General features: G+C 59.9%; 17 protein-coding genes and 1 tRNA gene. 8 read left to right on the forward strand and 10 right to left on the reverse strand.

Going from position 1 to position 17,759, the window contains the following annotated elements:
* The first annotated feature begins 645 nt into the window (after positions 1-645).
* A complete protein-coding gene (locus tag AB1Z34_RS04455; RefSeq protein ID WP_083308459.1) occupies positions 646-1,545 on the forward strand; it encodes an HAD family phosphatase in 900 nt (299 codons plus the stop codon).
* Positions 1,546-1,569: 24 nt separating this feature from the next.
* Here AB1Z34_RS04455 and AB1Z34_RS04460 read toward each other — a convergent pair whose 3' ends face one another.
* Positions 1,570-2,577, reverse strand: a complete 1,008-nt coding sequence (locus tag AB1Z34_RS04460) for a hypothetical protein (protein ID WP_367157970.1) — start codon at positions 2,575-2,577, stop codon at positions 1,570-1,572.
* A gap of 204 nt (positions 2,578-2,781) precedes the next feature.
* On the opposite strand from AB1Z34_RS04460, the gene AB1Z34_RS04465 reads away from it, so the two are divergent.
* Entirely contained in the window at positions 2,782-3,282 is a 501-nt protein-coding gene (locus AB1Z34_RS04465) for a phage holin family protein (protein WP_016421928.1), read from the forward strand.
* Positions 3,283-3,375: 93 nt separating this feature from the next.
* Entirely contained in the window at positions 3,376-4,353 is a 978-nt protein-coding gene (locus tag AB1Z34_RS04470) for an alpha/beta fold hydrolase (protein ID WP_367157971.1), read from the forward strand.
* Positions 4,354-4,435: 82 nt separating this feature from the next.
* Here the strand turns inward: AB1Z34_RS04470 and AB1Z34_RS04475 are convergent, their stop codons facing one another.
* From AB1Z34_RS04475 to nth, 4 genes are read right to left on the reverse strand one after another with little or no spacing between them, the layout of a single operon-like run.
* Entirely contained in the window at positions 4,436-5,632 is a 1,197-nt protein-coding gene (locus AB1Z34_RS04475; RefSeq protein ID WP_149421296.1) for a MarP family serine protease, read from the reverse strand.
* Positions 5,629-6,504 (reverse strand): CoA pyrophosphatase, encoded by an 876-nt coding sequence (locus AB1Z34_RS04480; RefSeq protein WP_149421295.1) that lies wholly within the window; start codon positions 6,502-6,504, stop codon positions 5,629-5,631. Before AB1Z34_RS04480 ends, AB1Z34_RS04475 begins: the two co-directional genes overlap by 4 nt.
* Positions 6,501-7,262 carry a TlpA family protein disulfide reductase gene (locus AB1Z34_RS04485; RefSeq protein WP_367157972.1) on the reverse strand — a complete coding sequence of 254 codons (762 nt, stop codon included), beginning with the start codon at positions 7,260-7,262 and terminating at the stop codon, positions 6,501-6,503. Before AB1Z34_RS04485 ends, AB1Z34_RS04480 begins: the two co-directional genes overlap by 4 nt.
* A gap of 16 nt (positions 7,263-7,278) precedes the next feature.
* Positions 7,279-8,061 (reverse strand): endonuclease III, encoded by a 783-nt coding sequence (gene nth, locus AB1Z34_RS04490; protein ID WP_149421299.1) that lies wholly within the window; start codon positions 8,059-8,061, stop codon positions 7,279-7,281.
* A gap of 647 nt (positions 8,062-8,708) precedes the next feature.
* Between nth and glxR the strand changes: the two genes are divergently transcribed.
* A complete protein-coding gene (gene glxR, locus AB1Z34_RS04495; protein WP_005511668.1) occupies positions 8,709-9,392 on the forward strand; it encodes a CRP-like cAMP-activated global transcriptional regulator GlxR in 684 nt (227 codons plus the stop codon).
* A gap of 632 nt (positions 9,393-10,024) precedes the next feature.
* Here the strand turns inward: glxR and AB1Z34_RS04500 are convergent.
* From AB1Z34_RS04500 to AB1Z34_RS04515, 4 genes are all read right to left on the reverse strand, one after another.
* Positions 10,025-10,840: an MBL fold metallo-hydrolase gene (locus AB1Z34_RS04500; RefSeq protein WP_005511689.1), complete on the reverse strand. Its 816-nt coding sequence runs from the start codon at positions 10,838-10,840 to the stop codon at positions 10,025-10,027.
* Positions 10,841-10,975: 135 nt separating this feature from the next.
* Positions 10,976-11,452, reverse strand: a complete 477-nt coding sequence (locus tag AB1Z34_RS04505) for a RidA family protein (RefSeq protein WP_049171093.1) — start codon at positions 11,450-11,452, stop codon at positions 10,976-10,978.
* Positions 11,453-11,588: 136 nt separating this feature from the next.
* Entirely contained in the window at positions 11,589-11,750 is a 162-nt protein-coding gene (locus tag AB1Z34_RS04510) for a hypothetical protein (protein ID WP_141744780.1), read from the reverse strand.
* A gap of 71 nt (positions 11,751-11,821) precedes the next feature.
* Positions 11,822-12,184: a WhiB family transcriptional regulator gene (locus AB1Z34_RS04515; protein ID WP_005511664.1), complete on the reverse strand. Its 363-nt coding sequence runs from the start codon at positions 12,182-12,184 to the stop codon at positions 11,822-11,824.
* A gap of 379 nt (positions 12,185-12,563) precedes the next feature.
* On the opposite strand from AB1Z34_RS04515, the gene AB1Z34_RS04520 reads away from it, so the two are divergent.
* A complete protein-coding gene (locus AB1Z34_RS04520) occupies positions 12,564-14,963 on the forward strand; it encodes a transglycosylase domain-containing protein (RefSeq protein ID WP_367157973.1) in 2,400 nt (799 codons plus the stop codon).
* Between the two features lie 61 nt (positions 14,964-15,024).
* Here the strand turns inward: AB1Z34_RS04520 and AB1Z34_RS04525 are convergent, their stop codons facing one another.
* A complete protein-coding gene (locus AB1Z34_RS04525; RefSeq protein ID WP_149421292.1) occupies positions 15,025-15,486 on the reverse strand; it encodes a GatB/YqeY domain-containing protein in 462 nt (153 codons plus the stop codon).
* A 39-nt stretch (positions 15,487-15,525) separates the two neighbouring features.
* On the opposite strand from AB1Z34_RS04525, the gene AB1Z34_RS04530 reads away from it, so the two are divergent.
* From AB1Z34_RS04530 to AB1Z34_RS04540, 3 genes are all read left to right on the forward strand, one after another.
* The gene (locus AB1Z34_RS04530; protein ID WP_367157974.1) at positions 15,526-16,461 is read left to right on the forward strand and encodes a metallophosphoesterase; all 936 of its coding nucleotides are present in this window, start codon (positions 15,526-15,528) and stop codon (positions 16,459-16,461) included.
* Positions 16,462-16,632: 171 nt separating this feature from the next.
* Positions 16,633-16,709, forward strand: a tRNA-Pro gene (locus tag AB1Z34_RS04535).
* A 311-nt stretch (positions 16,710-17,020) separates the two neighbouring features.
* Positions 17,021-17,759, forward strand: a 739-nt coding sequence (locus tag AB1Z34_RS04540) for a transposase (protein ID WP_367157975.1), incomplete at its 3' end; no start/stop codon positions are given.

Raw genomic sequence — 17,759 nt, forward strand, 5'->3', positions numbered from 1 at the left:
CCCACAAGGGGCCAAAACCTCGCTGTCTGTGGATAATTTTCAGACTGTGGATAACTGCAGAATGCCACGTCGCCTTTGCCTTATGGCTACTGCGCGACCTGGCTACTGCGCGGCCTGACCAATGCAAGTTAGTGACTACGTTTATGTCAGGTGGCGTTGGGTCGATGCGAGTTAGTGACTGTGTTTATGACAAAAATGGCACGAAAAATGACTTGAAAGTGTCATAAACTCATACAGTTTCACATTTGCAGCCCGCAATTTTTACTACGTACCCCTCAACATTGGGCCAAAAAGGGGCGACGCCCCGCGCCGGGGGGGGATTGGCGCGAGGCGTCTTTAACCGGCTCGGGGGGGGGATTGAGCCGGGGCGGCCTCGCAGTCTGTTTCTAAAAAGAACAAGAAGGGGCCAGCCACGTCCAAGTATTACATATCCCGAGGAATCTGCAAATACCTTACAAAGGATTTAATGCCCAATATGTTCGATGTCACGTTTCCTCGATTAATCGCGCCCAGGAAATGCCGCGCCCCAATCGCCGCCAAGCCCCCACGACCGCCACCGCCCCAATCGCCCCAGTCCCCCACCCAGCAGTTAAACACTCATAATGCTCTCCCCGAGCCCGACATCCATGGGTAAGCTCGGAGTCTATGAACACCGGCGAGAACAAGGCTTCAACAACGCCGCAGCCGCGCGCTTCTACGGACACGAGCAGCTCTAAAGATGCCCAAATCGCTGCAGGCCTCCACGCCACCGCTGACTCTCGCGTCGCTGCGTTCTTTGACCTGGATAAAACCATTATTGCCAAGAGCTCGGCATATGCGTTCAACAAGCAATTCCTCGAGCGCGGCATCATTTCGCCGACGGACATGCTGCAAATGGCGCTCAGCCATGCCCTGTACATGTCGCAGGGGCACGATGAGGCGCAAATGGAGGCCACCCGCGAGCAGTTTTCCGCCCTTATCGCTGGTCACAGCGCCAGGGAGCTGCGCCAGGTCGCCATCGAAACCCTAGAGCAGAACATCACGCCGTACATCTACGCCGAGGCATTGGAGCTCATTCGTGAACACCGCGCACAGGGGCATCAGGTGTTCATTATCTCGGCATCGGCTCGGCAGATTGTTGAGCCCATTGCGCAGGCGCTCGGTGTCTACAACGTGGTGGCCACCGAGCTGGAGGTCCGCGATGGGCTCTTCACGGGTGAAACGGAGTTCTTCTGCCGAGGCGAAAACAAGGCCGTGCAGATGCGTCGGATAGCGGAAAAGCGCCAGTTCGACCTGGCCGAATGCTTTGCGTACTCGGATTCCATCACTGATGAGCCCATGCTGTCTGCAGTCGGCCATCCCGTTGTGGTCAATCCCGATCGCGCTCTGCGCAAGATTGCGACGGAACGTGAGTGGCCTGTGCGCCAATTTCGGAATCCCGTCCCGCTGTTTCGCGCGCCGTCGAAACGCAATGCTGCAATTCTTGCCGGCGTCACACTGGCGCTTGGCGCGGGTGCGACGCTATTGGCACTGCGCAAAAACGACGACGAGCCAAAGGCCGACTAACCCATCATCCGGCAGCCGGCCCGCCTACACCGCTTCGGCGATACCGCGCGCTTCCACGGCACCGGCCTTCAGCCCCTCCAGGTGCAGGAGAATCCACGCACGCAGGCCATCGGCGCTTCCCGACGCGAACCCCTCTGCGGCCTCGACATACTCCTGGCGGTGGCGAGTCCAGTAGACCTCAGGCACGGCCAAGCCACGCGGATCCAGGCCGGTTGCGACAGTCGTCAGTCGCGAGGCGGCGCGGGCGATGATGCCGTTGTGGTACTCGAAGGGGCGCAGGGTCAGCAGCTCACCGTGCACAATCGCCGAGAGCACGCCAGCATGGATCTGGCTGCGGCCAGTGATGAAGTCACCGAGCACGTGCAGACGCTGCTCCTTCATCGCGGATGAGAGCTTGTCGTCACCGACCGGACGGCCGGCCTTCATCCGCGCTTCGGAACCGTCTTCAGTTTCACCTGCGGGCGATGCGTTCAACGCAAACTTGGCCAGCACTTGCTGCGGAGCGCGCTGCCACACGCGAGTGGTCTCGCCAATTGACTCCGGGGAAATGGTGTCGGCAACCCGCAGGGCTGCTGCGAGCACGGGGTCGGTGATGTTGCCGTCGTCGGGAAGCGATGGCTCGCCGCCTTCTAGCCACGCCGATGCCCGCGCGCCACGCAGGACCGACTCGGAGCCGGTGACGTTGTGCTTGCGCAGGTTGGCCTTGTGCCTGTGGACGGCCTGGATAGCCTTGGCCGCGACATCAGCCGCGTGCGCAACGCCGTCGAGCTGCCACAGGGGCGCGAGGGGGTCCTTGGGGTCAAGCTGCGGAATAGCAGCGGCGGGAGCACTGTCAGCGCCACCGGCACCCGATTCAGATGCCTTCGCCTGCGCTGCCTCACGCTCTGCGCGCTTCTTCGCCGACACGGAGGACACACCCAGGCTCATGCCAGCTAGGCCACCCTTTCCGACACCGGCGCCATTGCCGACACCATTGCCAGCACCGGCACCAACTCCATCGGCTCCACGCACGTTCTCAGGCTGATTGTTCATATCCCACACCCTAATTCTTCACCGCTAAGTAAGTGACAAACTTATATAGAAATGGTCAAAGATGAGAAAAACTTCAACGAGTTCTTGGCTTTTTCGCCCTTATGGCGCGCTCTACCCACAATCAGAGGTAGTATGGCAGTTTGTAACTGCAGTTTTAAAGTTTCAAACCATCTTTTCCAACCATCTGCGTAGGAGGAAGTACACGTGAGCAACGACGATACGAAGGGTCTCTTTACCGACGGCACCGAACCGCGTGTTACCGCTATCCCGCTGAGTGATGTGGATAGCAACGCTTCGGGTGATGCTAGCGTCGGCCAGCTCGTGTCTAATGCTTCTTCGCAGATTTCCGCTCTGGTTCGCTCTGAGATTGAGCTGGCCAAGGCTGAAATTGCTGGCGAGGCTAAGAAGGGCGCAGTTGGCGGTGGCTTCTTCGCGGTTGCCGGCGTCGTCGCGCTGTACTCCTCGTTCTTCTTTTTCTTCTTCCTCGGCTGGCTGCTGGATGTTTGGCTGCCAACCTGGGCTGCGTTCCTCATCGTTTTCGTTCTGATGCTGGTCATCGCCGGTGTGGCAGCACTGCTGGGTCTGAAGAAGGTCAAGTCGATCCGCAAGCCGGAGAAGACCATCGAGTCGATGCAGGAGCTGAAGGGGGTCGTGCCGTCGGGGTCGGCGAAGAAGTCTTCGCAGTCGAACGGTATGTACACCTAAAGGCTTGAAAGAAATTGGGCGGGACTTGTTGGTCTCGCCCTTTTGTCTTATTCAGTCCCGGTTTAAGCCCTTCGGATAAGGTATTTTCGCCTCATGACCTCCCTCAGCGATTCTCTCACTGGCCCCTGGCGTCATCGTCTCATTCACGTCCGCGGCCAGCGCCTACACATCGCCGAGTGCGGCCGCCCCTCCGATCCGCTCGTGTTGTTTATTCACGGCTCGACTGGCGGTTGGTTTGAATGGCGCGAGGTTTTGCCACTGCTTAACGACGACTCGGGAGGCCCCCTCCCCGTGCACGCTGTGGCTATCTCTATGCGTGGCTACGGTCAGTCCGACCGAACACCGCAAGGCTACGATCCGTTTGAGGCGGCCCAGGACATCGCCTCATCGATTCGCTCGTTGGGGCATTCGACCGCGCTGCTGGTCTGTCAGGGGTTCGGCACCTGGGTGGCGTGGACGTTGGCTTCGCGGCAGCCGAACCTTGTTGCCGGAATTATTGGTTGTGGTGCTGCGCATCCAAAGGTCTGGCTCAACCAGTTGAAGAGCCCGTGGTCGGAGGACTTCCGCAGTAGCCTGGCCCCGCTGCTGCGCCGTTCGTGGTGGGACTCGCGGCCACGGGTACCGCAGTTGCGTCGCAATAAGTTCAGCACGCAGGCGGCTGAGGCTCGCCAGCAGCGGCTCATTGACCGCATCGTGCGCGAGTCCATGTCCACCACCGGGGAGGGGTTCGCCGAGACCTCCGAGGGAAAACAGACCGCGGAACTCATGGCTGACAGTCTGGCCAGTGGTGCACTCCGCCCTGCACTGGCTCACATGAATTGGTGGACGCGGCCGGCTCCGGCCGCTTTCCGCAAGTGGTTGAGTGCGATGGAGGGCCCGTCGAAAAACGATGAGCACACGGTGCTGCTCGTCGGCGAGCAGGACACTCGTACCCCACGTGCGCTAGTGGAGCTCAGCTCCACCCACGTGCGCGTTGTGCCGGATTGTGGGCACTTCCTGCCGGCAGAGAAACCTCAGGCTGTGGTGCAGGCAATCAGGGATCACCTGCACTGGTTGCCGGAGGGGTCTTAGACTCAGGCTCGGCTGGGGTTAGCCGGAACTCTCCTGCGGTTGCGGCTGGGGCTGACCTGCCCATAGACACACAACTTTCCGCTTACCCTGCCACGCACTGCTGCGTGCCGATCGCCCCGTAGTTATCCATCGCCTCATCAATGTGTGGCTGGACCTCGGCGTGCGTCAGCGCGTAACCAGTCTGGTCATTATTCACACCGGCACCGAAGACCAAGCCCAGAATCTGACCCTGCGGCGTAATCAATGGGCCGCCCGAGTTGCCGTGGCGCACATCTGCCTTCAGAACATAGGACTGACGCTCGTGCCGAGTCGACGAATAAATATCCGGGCCTCGAATAATGATGTTCTCCGTCACGCGCGCAGGTGTGGCCTTAAAGGGCCCGGACTCGGGAAAGCCCAGCACTACCGCGTCATCGCCCGGACGAGCTTCCTGATCCGCCCACTGCATGGGCTCCAGGGGTAGGTCGGTGGTTCGGAGCAGGGCGACGTCGTCAAGCGGATCGTAGTGCACGACGTTCGCGTCAGCCATGCCGACCACGGTTTCCAGTCGAACAGTGGTGGCACCGGCGACCACGTGCGCGTTTGTCAGAATCAGATCCGGCGCGATGACAAAGCCAGTACCCTGCAGCAAGCGTTCACACTGCGGGGCTTCGCCCAAGACGCGGACGATGGACGGTCGAATACTGTCGACGACACCCTGTGAAATCACGTTGGGGTCGGCGGGTTCATCGGGGACGTTCTGCTTGTAGCCGAATGGCGGAGCGATGGCGGGCATTCCATCATCGCGAAGCTGACGGAGGATGCCACTGAAGCCGTCGCTCCATTCGTCGGGCGCGACCTGGTCAATGAGGTTCATGCCCTTGGACTCACGCACCCAGTCGGCGAACTGCCCGGGCACGGCGGTGGCCAGCGGCACGGCAATCATCCATGTCACTACCAGCGCAGTCACGGACTGCACGATGGCACCGAGGCTAGAATCCAGGCCGACTGCCAGCGGCGAGCGAATGGTATTCCGCAGCGACTGCCCTGCCACTGTTCCCACCGCATGACCAATCAACGCCAACAGAATCACCGTGCCGAGGCCCAGAAGAACCTTTCCCGACTGGTTCTCGACCTGCGCCATAGCTAGCGGCGCCAAGGGCACACCAATGACCAAGCCCAGGACAACGCCCAAAATGGCCATAATCGACGAGACGGCGCCCTGCTGCCAGCCGACGATAAGCGCGAAAATGAAGACCGCCAGCAGCGCAACGTCAAACACAGCGATTGCAGGCATCATCGTCGGCCTCCCTTCAGTACGGACAGTTTTTCACCATTAGCGGAACGCGCGAGCACCGGCAAAAGTTTCTGCACGTTGGTGTCGTCCCACGGTTCCGACCAGCCGGCCACGTCTAGCAAGTAGGACAGCACGCCGCCGGTAAAGCCCCAAACGACGAAGTCACCAACCTTAAATGCCGGTCCTGTCCAGCCGTGATAGCCCAGCATCATGCGGTTGTCCGGATTCGTCAGGTGGCTAATTGGCACATTGAGCACCGATTCCGTCTCTGCAGGGTCGACCACACGCAGCGGATGCGGTGCATGCCAATACGCCAACACCGGATTCACCGCGAAGCCAGTCCGCGAAATGTCAATCGAGTCCAGCACCCGCACCGGTGTCACCGTCTCTCGGTTCAGGCCGGTTTCTTCCTCGGCTTCACGCAGCGCGGTATCGATTTCATCCACGTCCTCGGGATCGACACGACCGCCCGGAAAAGCCATCTGGCCTGCATGCTTACGCAGGGTTGTCGCCCTGTGTGTAAGCACCACGCTGGCATCCTCCGGCCGTTGGTGCGCCTCCGCATCACCGCTGATCAGCACCAACACCGCCGACCGCGCCGGATTCCGCAACGGTTTCTCCTGCGTCGAGGAGTCTCGCCGCAACTTCGCAAACGCACGCTTCACGCTTGACGACGAAGCGGAGCGACCGGCCACCTGCTGCTCCGAGTGGCCTGTTGTGGCGTGGCTGGCGCTGCTGGCGTGGCTGGCGCTGCTGGCGTGACCTGCCGCGTCGTGATCAGCGCTGACCAGGTGCGGCGGCAAACTATTGGTCAACCATTTCGGCAGATACAGCCCCGAGCTTGCGTCACGATTCCACGACTGTCCCTGAGTCACTTCAATGCACCTCGCACGAGATCAGTAATCTGCTGCGCATCGGTGAATTCACCAGGATGAATGGCCGCCACCGTGCCATCTGCCTTAAACACCACGGTGATGGGCACAACTCGCGGTAGATTCAACGCTGGTCCGACCACGTCGACCGTGTCCGAGTAGGTCGGTAGCTTCACTCCGATTTCCTGCAGGAAGGCTTGGCCACGCCCCGCCTCGCGAGCCGCATTCACCGTCGCCACCTGCACATCTGGGTTGTCCTTGGCCCATTGCTCGATAAGCGGTAGCTCTTGGCGACACGGCGCACAGTTCCACGCCCAGACATTAAGCACCGTCGGCTTGCCCGCGACGACCTGCCCCATGTCCACCAGTTCCACTTGCCCAGCCTCGTTGTCCTGGCCTGCTGAGTCTCCCGACTCCGCCAACAGCGGCAAGCGCACACCGGTCAGTGAGCCACTACCCGCTACCGCCGCGATCTCATCCTTTGACATCGCTGGCGCTGCCGGTGCACCATCCACTTCACCATCACTGCCAGCGCCATCACCATTGCCAGCGCCATCCGCACCGACACTCACACCAGATCCGGTCCCACCACCGTCGGCCTCGTCATTGCCACCAGTGGTATTCACAATCGCGAAAATCACCAGACCCACAATGCTAATTCCCGCGATGAGCAGCGTAATCAGCGATGCCGAACGGTTAACGTCCGCCTGCCGATCCTCATAGTGGCCACCATTGTGACTATGACCGCCCTGCTCATTCACGAAAAGTGCTCCTCGACTAGTCCTGTGTCGCTGTGGTGATGCGCGCGCTATCCCCGTCGTCAAGCGCGGAAAGTTCCTCCCCACTGTAGCCGTCATTAAGACCGGCCAGGTAGAGAAGCCATTCCCTGTCGTCTGACTTAATCAACTTCTCCGCAGTCTCCGGCTCCGCCGGCCCCGCGACGCCATACGACGGGCAATCTGCCGCCAAGAAGCACGCCCCGCACGCCGCCCGACGCGAATGACACACCCGGCGACCGTGGAAAATCAGCCGGTGCGAAAACCACGTCCACTCCGCGCGCGGTAGCACCTCCATCATCTCGTGCTCCACGCGCACCGGATCTTCCTGCTCTGTGAGACCCATGCGCCGCACCAGACGCCCAAAATGCGTATCGACCGTCAAACCCGGCACCCCAAAAGCATTCCCCAGCACCACATTTGCCGTCTTTCGCCCCACGCCCGGCAGCTTCACCAGCTCCTCCAACGTGCCCGGCACCTCGCCGCCGTGCTGCTCCATCACCCCCTGCGCAAAACCGATGATGTTCGCAGCCTTATTCCTGTAGAAACCCGTCGGCCGAACGAGCTCCTCGACCTCCTCCTGATTCGCAACCGCCAAATCGGCAGGGCTGGGGTACCTAGCGAACAGCGCCGGCGTGGTCATATTCACCCGCACGTCCGTACACTGCGCCGACAGAATCGTCGCCACCGCGAGCTCATACGGATTACGAAAGTCCAGCTCACAGTGCGCATTCGGGTACGCCACCGCCAGCGTGCGGTTAATCCGCCGCGCGCGCCGCACCATACCCAGGCGCGTCTCCTTCCCTCGCGCCGCCGGATGCGCCCCCACCGCCCGACGCTTCTTCGACGTCAGGGATCCCTGCGGGTGCGTGGGCTGGGGTTTGTTTATCTGGTGCGTGCTTAACGACGATGCCTTGCCGGTCGTATCCATGGTCGTAGTGTATCGGCTACCCCGGATTGCAATTCGCGTGCGCACCTTTCGCGAGCTGAATCTTTAGATTCGTCCGGGATGCGGATGGAACCGGTAGCAGCTCGGGCATATTCGGTCAAAAACCAAAGAAGTCATGCCCCACCACATCTTGGAACACCGTTAGCGAATTGTTAGTTATAAATACACAGTTCAGCGGCTTTTCACCAGAATTCCCCACAGGCGCAGTGGCTCTTTTGCTACAGTGGTGCTTATCACATCTTGGTGACGGCGTAGTTTTGGGATGCATCTGTAGAGGCGATTTGTCGTGAAATTCGCCCAGGGATGAACCTGCCTTGAAGGCTGGCAGCGGCGTTACCGGGAAAGACCGAAAGTAGTGGGACTAGTGGGACGGGGTAGTTTCTCTTCCTGTTTGGCCACTGCAATCTGTAGTCGAGTGCTAATTTGGCGGCTGCTGGCCTGTATTTACGGTGGTTAGTGGCCCAAGACAGGAGAATTTTACCGTGGATGACGTCAAGGAGATTCTCTCCCGGGCCGGTGTATTTCAGGGAGTCGACCAGGAGGCTGTGCAGGCCTTGCTCGGCGAGCTCGAGACGGTTCGCTTCCCGCGTGGAACCACCATCTTCAATGAGGGTGAGCCGGGCGATCGGCTCTACATCATTATTGATGGCAAGGTGAAGCTGGCTCGTCGCTCAGCCGACGGTCGTGAAAACCTGTTGACCATCATGGGCCCGTCCGACATGTTCGGCGAGCTCTCCATCTTCGACCCGGGCCCGCGCACCTCTTCGGCGGTCTGCGTCACCGAAGTTTCCGCCGCGTCCATGAGTGCCGATCAGCTGCAGGAATGGGTTGGTTCGCACCCTGATGTTCCAGCTCAGCTGCTGCGCATGCTGGCCCGCCGTCTGCGCCGCACCAACAATTCACTGGCTGACCTCATTTTCACCGACGTCCCTGGTCGCGTTGCTAAGTCCCTGCTTCAGCTGGCCAATCGCTTCGGTGTTCAGGAAGGTTCTGCTCTCCGCGTGAACCACGACCTGACTCAGGAGGAAATCGCACAGCTCGTCGGCGCCTCCCGAGAGACCGTTAACAAGGCTCTGGCAGAGTTCGCCCACCGCGGCTGGATTCGCCTTGAGGGCAAGTCCGTGCTCATCTCCGATACGGAGCGTTTGGCCCGCCGCGCACGTTAGCTTGTTGCGCACGTTAGCTTGTGGCGCACGTTAGCTTGTGGCGCTTGCGGCGCTGCCCAAACGACTCACATCCCGCAGCCTCTGCTTTTGGATCCTCGGTTCCCGTAGGAGCACATGAAACGCATGAGGCTCGCGGGATTTTTGTTGTCTTCCCCCGCTGGCCTGGCATGCTGACCTGGTATGCCGGCCTGCCATGCTGACCTGGCATGCCGGCCAAGTTTGGCGCACTTATCGACGCTTTTCTGCCACTTATCGATGCTTTCCCGGCACCTATCGATGCACCATTCACCGATTTCTCCTTGCATCAATCACTTATCGATGCGCTGTTCACTTGTGCGCGCGCTATAGCTCATCGACAAGTGGATACCTCATCGATAAGTGATTGAGCTGCCCCCCGACGAGGCCAACCCACCCAACCGGCACTAGCCCACCCCAACCAGCACTACCCCAAACAAAAAGCGCGCAACCCGCAAAACTGCAGGTCACACGCTCTTTTCATGCGGCAAGTCAAGCTCAGCTTCACTCAAGCTCGGCTTCAGCCAAGCCTCAATTAAGCCCAGCCCAGACCAGCCCAGCAACTGGCCAAAGCCCAAGCCGAAGCCAAAACCCAAGCCGAAGCCGAAGCCCAGCAACTACTCCCCGTGATCGCGCAGGTAGCGCAGGGTCACACGCGTCGACTGCTCAGCAGCATGACGCAGCACCGGATCGACATCGGTGTAAATCTCATCCACAATCTGGTCGACCGTAGCTTCGTCGCCCAGCTTGGCAACGGCATCCTTCACCTGCTGAAGGCGCAGCTTACGACGCTCAATGTACTTCTGCGTCATTACAGTGATGTCCGGCAGGTCAGCGCCATGACCAGGCAGCAGACGAACACCCTTGCCGCGCGAATCCAGCATTTTCAGGGTTTCCATGTACTTACCCAGGTCGCCGTCGGTCTCCGAAATCATAGTGGTGTGGCGGCCAGCGATCGTGTCACCGGTAACGATGCCTTCAACATCGTCCTCGCCATCACCAGTGTGGATGAAGAAGCAGACGGAATCAGCGGTATGACCAGGGGTTGCCACGACCTCAATCTGCGGAGTCACTCCGTCGAGGACGATACGTTCGCCGTCGACAAGCGGATCCTGACCTCCCGCGCAGTACTGAGACTCCAGCTCACGAATCGGCGCGCCGGTGAGCTGGCGGAAACGTGCGGCGCCATCAGCATGGTCGCCATGACGGTGCGTCAGCAGAATCAACGCAACGTCGCCGGCATAACGCTGCAGGACGTTCAGGTGTCCCTCGTCCTCCGGACCCGGATCGATGACAATGCTGCGGCTATCCCCCTCAGCCTTAATAACGTAGGAGTTCGTACCCTCCAGCGAAGAGTAGCTGGGGTTCGGGCACAGAACGACGCCCACAGACTGAGAAATCTGACGCAGTTGGCTATACGCAGGATGCTCCATGTCCTCTATCCTACGTGGTTGCGCAATCCGGGGAGCGCGCTACGCCCTCCAATTCGGCTCATTTGGGTGTAAGCACGCTTTACGACGACCCGGAGAACGCAACATCCCCACTGGTCACGACAGCAAATACAGCATCTACTGGGTTACTTCAACGATGATTTCAACTTCCACGGGTGCGTCCAGCGGAAGCTGATTCACACCCACTGCCGAGCGAGCGTGCTGGCCGCGTTCGCCGAAGACGTCGCCGAAGAGTTCCGAGGCTCCATTGATAACGCCTGGCTGACCGGTAAACTCAGCGGCGGAGTTGACGAAGCCGACGACCTTCACGATGCGGGTGACATTGTCGAGACCGACCTCGGCATCGACTGCGGCCAAAGCGTTGAGAGCGCAGGTGCGGGCGGCCTCCTTGGCCTCCTCAGCAGTGACCTCTGCGCCGACGTGGCCGACGTGGGTGAGCTCGCCGTTAACGAATGGGAGCTGACCGGAAGTGAAAACAAGGTTGCCCGTGCGCGTTGCGGGTACGTAGGCCGCAACTGGCGCGGCAACGGCAGGCAAGGTAAGCCCCAGGTCCTCGAGGGCCTGGGAAGGAGTGCGAGATTCAGAGTTGCTCATTTAAGTTAAGCCTTTCCACGGCGGCTAGGGGTCCGGCGAATAAAGCCGGCCAAAGAAAGATGGCAGCCAACCGTGAGTCAGCTGCCAATCGAAAGCACAACCGCCGTTGTTAGTTAGGTACTAGACACCGAGGTAATTAGTCAGTCTTCGGGCGCTTGAAGTAACCAACGTGGTTTTCGCCGGTCGGGCCCGGGAGAACGGTGACGAGTTCCCAGCCGTCCTCACCAAAGTTGTCCAGGATGGCCTTGGTGTTGTGAATGAGCAGCGGTGCGGTGAAGTATTCCCATTTAGTAGTCATGGAAGCTACTTTATCTGTCCCCCAGCCTCGCGCGCTGGGGGTTCAGTTTTACTTCGGTCTAAGTTCGGTTTTTACTTAGCCAGCTTTGCCTTGCGCTGAGCTGCGTACTGCTCAGCGTAGAAGTCGGCCCACGAAGTAATTTCCGGGTGCTCGCGCAGCATTGCGCGGCGCTGACGCTCGGTCAGGCCACCCCAGACGCCGAACTCGACGCGGTTATCCAGAGCGTCGGCACGGCACTGCAGAACCACTGGGCAGTGGCGGCAGATAACTGCGGCTTCGCGCTGTGCGGCGCCGCGAACGAACAACTTATCCGGGTCAATATCGCGGCACTTAGCGCGCGGGACCCACTCCTGACGATCGCGGAAGCTCTCTACACCGAGCTCGTAGTCTGGCGTAGTAGCAGTGCGGTTGCGATCGGGAATCGTGGCGGTCATTGTAGCCTCCTCGTGCCTGCGATTTTCGTTATTTCGAAATAGTTTCAACTAAATAGTGCTGAAATTTTGTTGTAAGTCTATTCACACCACCCAAATAATGTCGATTGGGTCACACTGGGAGGGTGGACGTGGCGCAGCTCTAAATACAACAATGCAGGTGGGGCAACTTTTTCCAACAAAAGCACGGGGGTGATTTGCGTCACTATGAAAATCTTTTTCCGGAAACCACCACACGACGAGTTGCCCGGTATTGTAAGGGCGCTCGTAGCACTCCGCCCCCGCTCGCCAGGCGTTTTTCTGGGCTCGCCGGGCATGCCTCTAGGCGGATTTTCGAAAACTCACTTCGGCTCAATCCGCCCTACCTTGTAGTGTGATTGCTGTGAATAAAGGTTCGACGCTGTTCAAGCTCTCCGTTGCCACTGTGTTGGCTGCGTTGATTGTGGCCAGCGCCCTCTTTCCTCTTGTGGGCGGCTCGGCCTACCTCGTCGCGCGCACGGCTGATGAATTCGCGTCGGCGTCGCGGTCGGTGATTTCTAAGGACGCACCAGGGGTCACCACTATTACGGATCGGAATGATCAGCCAATTGCGTGGCTCTATGATCAGCGGCGGTTTAGTGTGCCGTCGGAACGCATCTCGCCCGCTATGAAGGACGCGCTGGTCAGCGTGGAGGATAGGCGCTTTTATGAGCACTCTGGTGTGGACTGGAAGGGCACTGCTCGTGCGGCGGTAAAGAACTTCATGTCCCAGTCGGTGCAGGAAGGCGCCTCCACAATTGAGCAGCAGTTGATTAAGAACCACACGCTGCTGGTGGACGCAGAGTCGGAGTCGGAGCGCCGCGCTGCTACTGCCACGGATTATGGTCGCAAGATCCGCGAGATTCGCATCGCGTTGGACCTGGAAGATGAGCTGACGAAAGACGAGATTCTGACTAAGTACCTGAACTTGGTCCCCTTCGGCAACGGCGCGTTCGGCGTGGAAGCTGCAGCTCAGACATACTTCGGCATTCCCGCGTCCGATCTGAATGTCCCGCAGGCCGCTCTGCTCGCGGGCATGGTTCAGCAGTCCTCCGGGCTCGATCCGTATACAAATCCGGAAGGTGCGCATGCACGGCGTAACGACGTGCTTGCGGCCATGGAATCCACGGGAGCAATTGGCCCGCAGGAGGCTCAGGACGCCAAGGCAGCTGATCTCGGTATTCTTCCGGAGCCTCAGCGCCTGCCGCAGGGCTGTATCGCGGCGGGCGATCGGGGTTTCTTCTGTGATTATGTGGTCTCCTACTTAGAGAACCACGGTATTGAGACCGAGAAGCTCAAGCGCGGTGGCTTCCATGTGAAGACCACACTGGACCCGCGTGTGCAGGACAGCGTGCAGGAGTCTCTGCGTCAGCAGGCGTCACCGACTGCGGATGGCGCAGCCGAGGTTATGAGTTTGCTTGAGCCTGGGGATGACTCCAGGAAGTTGCTCGCGATGGCGTCGTCACGCGTATACGGCCTCGATGCGGAGCAAATGCAGACCGTGCAACCACAGCCATTTACGCCGGTAGGCAATGGCGCGGGCTCGATTTTTAAGATTTTCGCGGCGACATCGGCGGTGGAAAAGGGGCTTGGTATTGACACCAACTTCCCGGTGCCGCGTCGTTATGAGGCCTCCGGGCTGGGCACCGGTGGCGCGGAGGGCTGCCCGCCGGGCCTGTACTGCGTGGAGAACGTGGGCAGTTTCCCGCCGTCGATGTCGCTGCGTGAGACGCTCGCACGGTCGCCGAATACGCCTTTTATTCAGATTTCGGAGCTGGTCGGCGTTGATGGCGTGATGGACATGGCGGTACGCCTGGGCATGCGCTCATACACGGAGCCGGGCAGTTTTGATGGTGAGTCCTCGGTGGCGGACTATGTCTCGGAGCATAAGCTCGGCTCATTCGTGCTGGGTCCGACGGCGGTGAATAACCTTGAGCTGTCCAATGTCGCTGCCACCCTGGCCAGCAATGGCCGCTGGTGCGAACCCTCTCCAATTGAGTCGATCACGGACTCCAAGGGCAATGCGGTCAAGCTGAATGTGCCACCGTGCGAGCAGGCAGTGGAGCCGGGTGTCGCGCACGCGATTGCTAATGCGCTCAGCAATGACGCCACCGATGGCACCGCGAAGGATGCCGCGAAAGAGCTGAATTGGGAAGGCCCAGTCGCGGCTAAGACCGGTACCACCGAGTCGAACCAGTCCGCGGCATTCCTGGGCTTCACCGGCGGCCTGGCCGGATCGGTGTACGCCTACAACGACACCCCGACTGTCACGGAGCTGTGCACGTCGCCGCTGCGCCAGTGCCCGAACGGCAACCTCTTTGGTGGTCGCGAGCCCGCGCGGACATGGTTCGGCGCAGTCGGCCCGGTTATCGAGGACTATGGCGGAAAGAACCTCCCACCACTGGATTCGGACTACGGACTGGGTACCTCTATCACCCAAATGCCGAATGTGGTGGGCATGCAGAAGGCCGAGGCTCGAGAGACCCTTAAGAAGGCCGGCTACAAGGTAGAGGAACGCACAGTCTCCCTCACAGGCGAGTCGCGAGGAATCGTGGTCGGGCTGGATCAGCCGCCGCTGCTTCTCAAGGGCGGCACCGTCACGATTCGCGTGGCCGATGGCACGCGCCGTCCGACCCCGCCACCGGCGCCGTCGCCGCGACCGGACTCGACGACGACCCGGCCGGATCCACTACCGCAGTTCCCTCGTCCCAACACTCCGCCAGCGCCGAGCTTGCGGGATCTGATTCCGCTGCTGCCGTTCTAGTTCACCCTAGAAGGCAGCTCCAACGCTTATCGCCGAAAAGGGAAAACGGCGAAAGGTCGCGCTAGCCCTGCAGGGCAGCCTTAACGGCCTCGGAAAGCCGCTTGCCATCGACCTGGCCAGCGGCCTTTTCCTTAGCCACCTTCATAACCTGGCCCATGATCTTCATGCTCGGCGCGTCATCGCCAGCAACCTCGGCCACGGATTCCGCAACGAGGTTCTTCACGGCGTCGTCGTCAAGCTGTTCCGGCTGGTAGCGGGCGAAAACCTCTGCTTCGGCGAGCTCGGCGTCGGCAAGTTCCTGGCGGCCGTTCTCGGCGTACATCTCAGCGGACTCGCGACGCTTCTTGACCTCCCGCTCGATCACACGCAGCACCTCGTCATCGGTGAGCTCACGCTTGGAGCCGGAAACCTCCTCAGTCTGGATAGCGGCCTTCAGCATGCGCAGCGCCGCAACGGTTTCCTTGTCGCGGGCCTTCATTGCGGCGGTCATATCGGAGACAATTGTGTTCTTCAGTTCACTCATATGCCCTAGACTACCGCTGTAGTTGATAGTGTCTCTGTCATGACATCGCGCGCTTTTCCCAACCGAATTCTGCGGTCTGCCGCAGCTCTCGCCACGCTTGGCTTGACGACGTTCCTCTACGCGAACCAAATCGAATTGCGCGCATTTAAACTCCACCGTGTGCAAGTTCCCGTGCTGGCACCCGGCACGCTCGCCCGGGCGGGAAAGCGCGAGGGTGAGCCTTTCCGGATTCTGCATGTCTCCGACTTCCACATGCTCCCCGACCAGAAGCTGAAGCAGAAGTGGGTTGCCAGCCTCGATGCTCTGAACCCTGACCTGGTGATTAATACCGGCGACAACCTGGGCAGCGACAAGGCCGTTCCCAGTGTCCTCGCAGCGCTCGGCCCCCTACTGAACCGTCCGGGCGCCTTCGTGTTCGGTACGAATGACTACTTCGCGCCACGGCCTGTCAATCCGCTGAAGTACCTGACAGGCAAGAAGCGCAAGCCCTCACGCGTCGAACTGCCGTGGCGCGGCATGCGCGCTGCGTTTATCGAGCACCGCTGGCAGGATGCCACCCATGCCCGGCTGGAGTTTGTGGCGGGTGGCGTGAAGGTGGCGCTGTCCGGTGTAGATGACCCTCATCACGAGTTGGAGGATTATTCGCAGATCGCCGGTGCTCCGAATGCGGATGCCGACATCGCTATCGGCCTGTCGCACTCGCCAGAGCCCCACGTGTTGGATGCTTTTGCGGAAGACGGCTACGACCTGGTGCTTTCTGGTCACACACACGGTGGCCAGGTGTGCCTGCCCGGCGGGAAGGCCATTGTGACCAACTGCGGTATCGACCGCTCGCGGGCCTCGGGGTTGTCGCGCTGGACCGAGAAGACATGGCTGCATGTCTCCAATGGCCTTGGCACTTCCCCTTACGCTCCGGTGCGCTTGTTCTGCCGCCCATCCGCGACCTTGATTGAGGTTGTGGAGCGGGATTCGTAGTTCGTAGTCCGTCGGGGTGCAGTTCGTAGTTTGTAAGGGCGCGGCGGAGACCGCGGCTTGTTCCCACAGCCCGTTAAGCAGGCGTTTTGCATTCTGACTCAGCGTCGGGCTAAAGTAAGTCCTCGCAAGCACAGCACTGAGACGTATGTTCCCAGTTCGTGTCTGCGGCCTCGGGGTATGGCGCAGCTTGGTAGCGCGCTTCGTTCGGGACGAAGAGGCCGTGGGTTCAAATCCCGCTACCCCGACCAAGTAGAAACCCTCTCTCACCTGGAGTTATCCGGGCGAGGGAGGGTTTTGTCATTGGCTTCTGGGCCTACTTTTCGCCGCCGTTCAGGGTTGATAGCCAAAGAGCGTGTCTGACTCTCAAGATAGCGACTAGTCAGACCCCAACCGCGGCAGCACCACAGCCCGGGGTTACGGGGTTACGTGGCAAAACTGTCAACCCGAAAACTCAGGGGCTGCAAATGTGAAACTGTCTGAGTTTATGACACTTTCAAGCCATTTTTCGGGCGGTAGGTTCAGGCGGTGAATGCATCACCACTTTCGACCAGGAGAAGTAGTGAAGCAAACCCGCCGAACGAAATACAGTGCCATCAAACCCATTGCGCTTCAACACATTGCCAACGGGGCATCAGCAAGCACAGTTGGGCGCGATTTAGCGATTCCCTCACCAACAGTCAGGCGGTGGGCGCGACAAGCCGGAATTGAGATCCAGCACCAATCGCACTACCCGAAGTTATCGATGATGGATAAGCATCGCGTGATCTACGAGATGCTTATGGCCGGCTCATATAGTGTTGCCGAGATTGCCGCGCAGGCTGGGGTGTGCACAACCACGGTGTATAACCGGCGGGCTAGTTTAACCACTATGAATACCCGCAGCCGGATAACACCTGGTGATGTATCTCGTGTTGGTACTGGTCGGCGGCTAGGGCTGGCCGAACGCTTAATTATTGCCGATTGCCTGCGGGCAGGTCATTCGCACCGGCGTATCGCCCAGATAGTCTGTCGTAGTCAATCCACTATCAGTCGTGAAATCGCACGCAACAGCGTCGATGGTATCTACGATGCCTATCACGCTGATCAGGCCAGCCGCGGGCGTATTGCTCGTCCAAAGCCGCGCAAACTCGATGACAATCGATTCTTACGCGCCCAGGTTGTCAATCTGCTCAACCGTGGCGCCTCGCCGCGTCAGGCCAGTGACAGGTTGGCTGCACTGTGGGGTGATAATACGTCCATGACTATTAGCCACGAGTCGATTTACCAGGCCCTTTACGTACAAGGGGCAGGCAGCTTGC

Origin of the sequence: Corynebacterium sp. 045007 (assembly GCF_040743205.1) — a bacterium.
Taxonomy (GTDB): Bacteria; Actinomycetota; Actinomycetes; order Mycobacteriales; family Mycobacteriaceae; genus Corynebacterium; species Corynebacterium jeikeium_D.

Excerpts from the sequence above, each read along its gene's own strand:
- AB1Z34_RS04455 (WP_083308459.1), top strand. The coding sequence starts at position 646 with ATGAACACCGGCGAGAACAAGGCTTCAACAACGCCGCAGCCGCGCGCT.
- AB1Z34_RS04460 (WP_367157970.1), bottom strand. The coding sequence starts at position 2,577 with ATGAACAATCAGCCTGAGAACGTGCGTGGAGCCGATGGAGTTGGTGCC.
- AB1Z34_RS04470 (WP_367157971.1), top strand. The coding sequence starts at position 3,376 with ATGACCTCCCTCAGCGATTCTCTCACTGGCCCCTGGCGTCATCGTCTC.
- AB1Z34_RS04475 (WP_149421296.1), bottom strand. The coding sequence starts at position 5,632 with ATGATGCCTGCAATCGCTGTGTTTGACGTTGCGCTGCTGGCGGTCTTC.
- nth (WP_149421299.1), bottom strand. The coding sequence starts at position 8,061 with ATGGTGCGGCGCGCGCGGCGGATTAACCGCACGCTGGCGGTGGCGTAC.
- AB1Z34_RS04500 (WP_005511689.1), bottom strand. The coding sequence starts at position 10,840 with ATGGAGCATCCTGCGTATAGCCAACTGCGTCAGATTTCTCAGTCTGTG.
- AB1Z34_RS04505 (WP_049171093.1), bottom strand. The coding sequence starts at position 11,452 with ATGAGCAACTCTGAATCTCGCACTCCTTCCCAGGCCCTCGAGGACCTG.
- AB1Z34_RS04510 (WP_141744780.1), bottom strand. The coding sequence starts at position 11,750 with ATGACTACTAAATGGGAATACTTCACCGCACCGCTGCTCATTCACAAC.
- AB1Z34_RS04515 (WP_005511664.1), bottom strand. The coding sequence starts at position 12,184 with ATGACCGCCACGATTCCCGATCGCAACCGCACTGCTACTACGCCAGAC.
- AB1Z34_RS04525 (WP_149421292.1), bottom strand. The coding sequence starts at position 15,486 with ATGAGTGAACTGAAGAACACAATTGTCTCCGATATGACCGCCGCAATG.
- AB1Z34_RS04530 (WP_367157974.1), top strand. The coding sequence starts at position 15,526 with ATGACATCGCGCGCTTTTCCCAACCGAATTCTGCGGTCTGCCGCAGCT.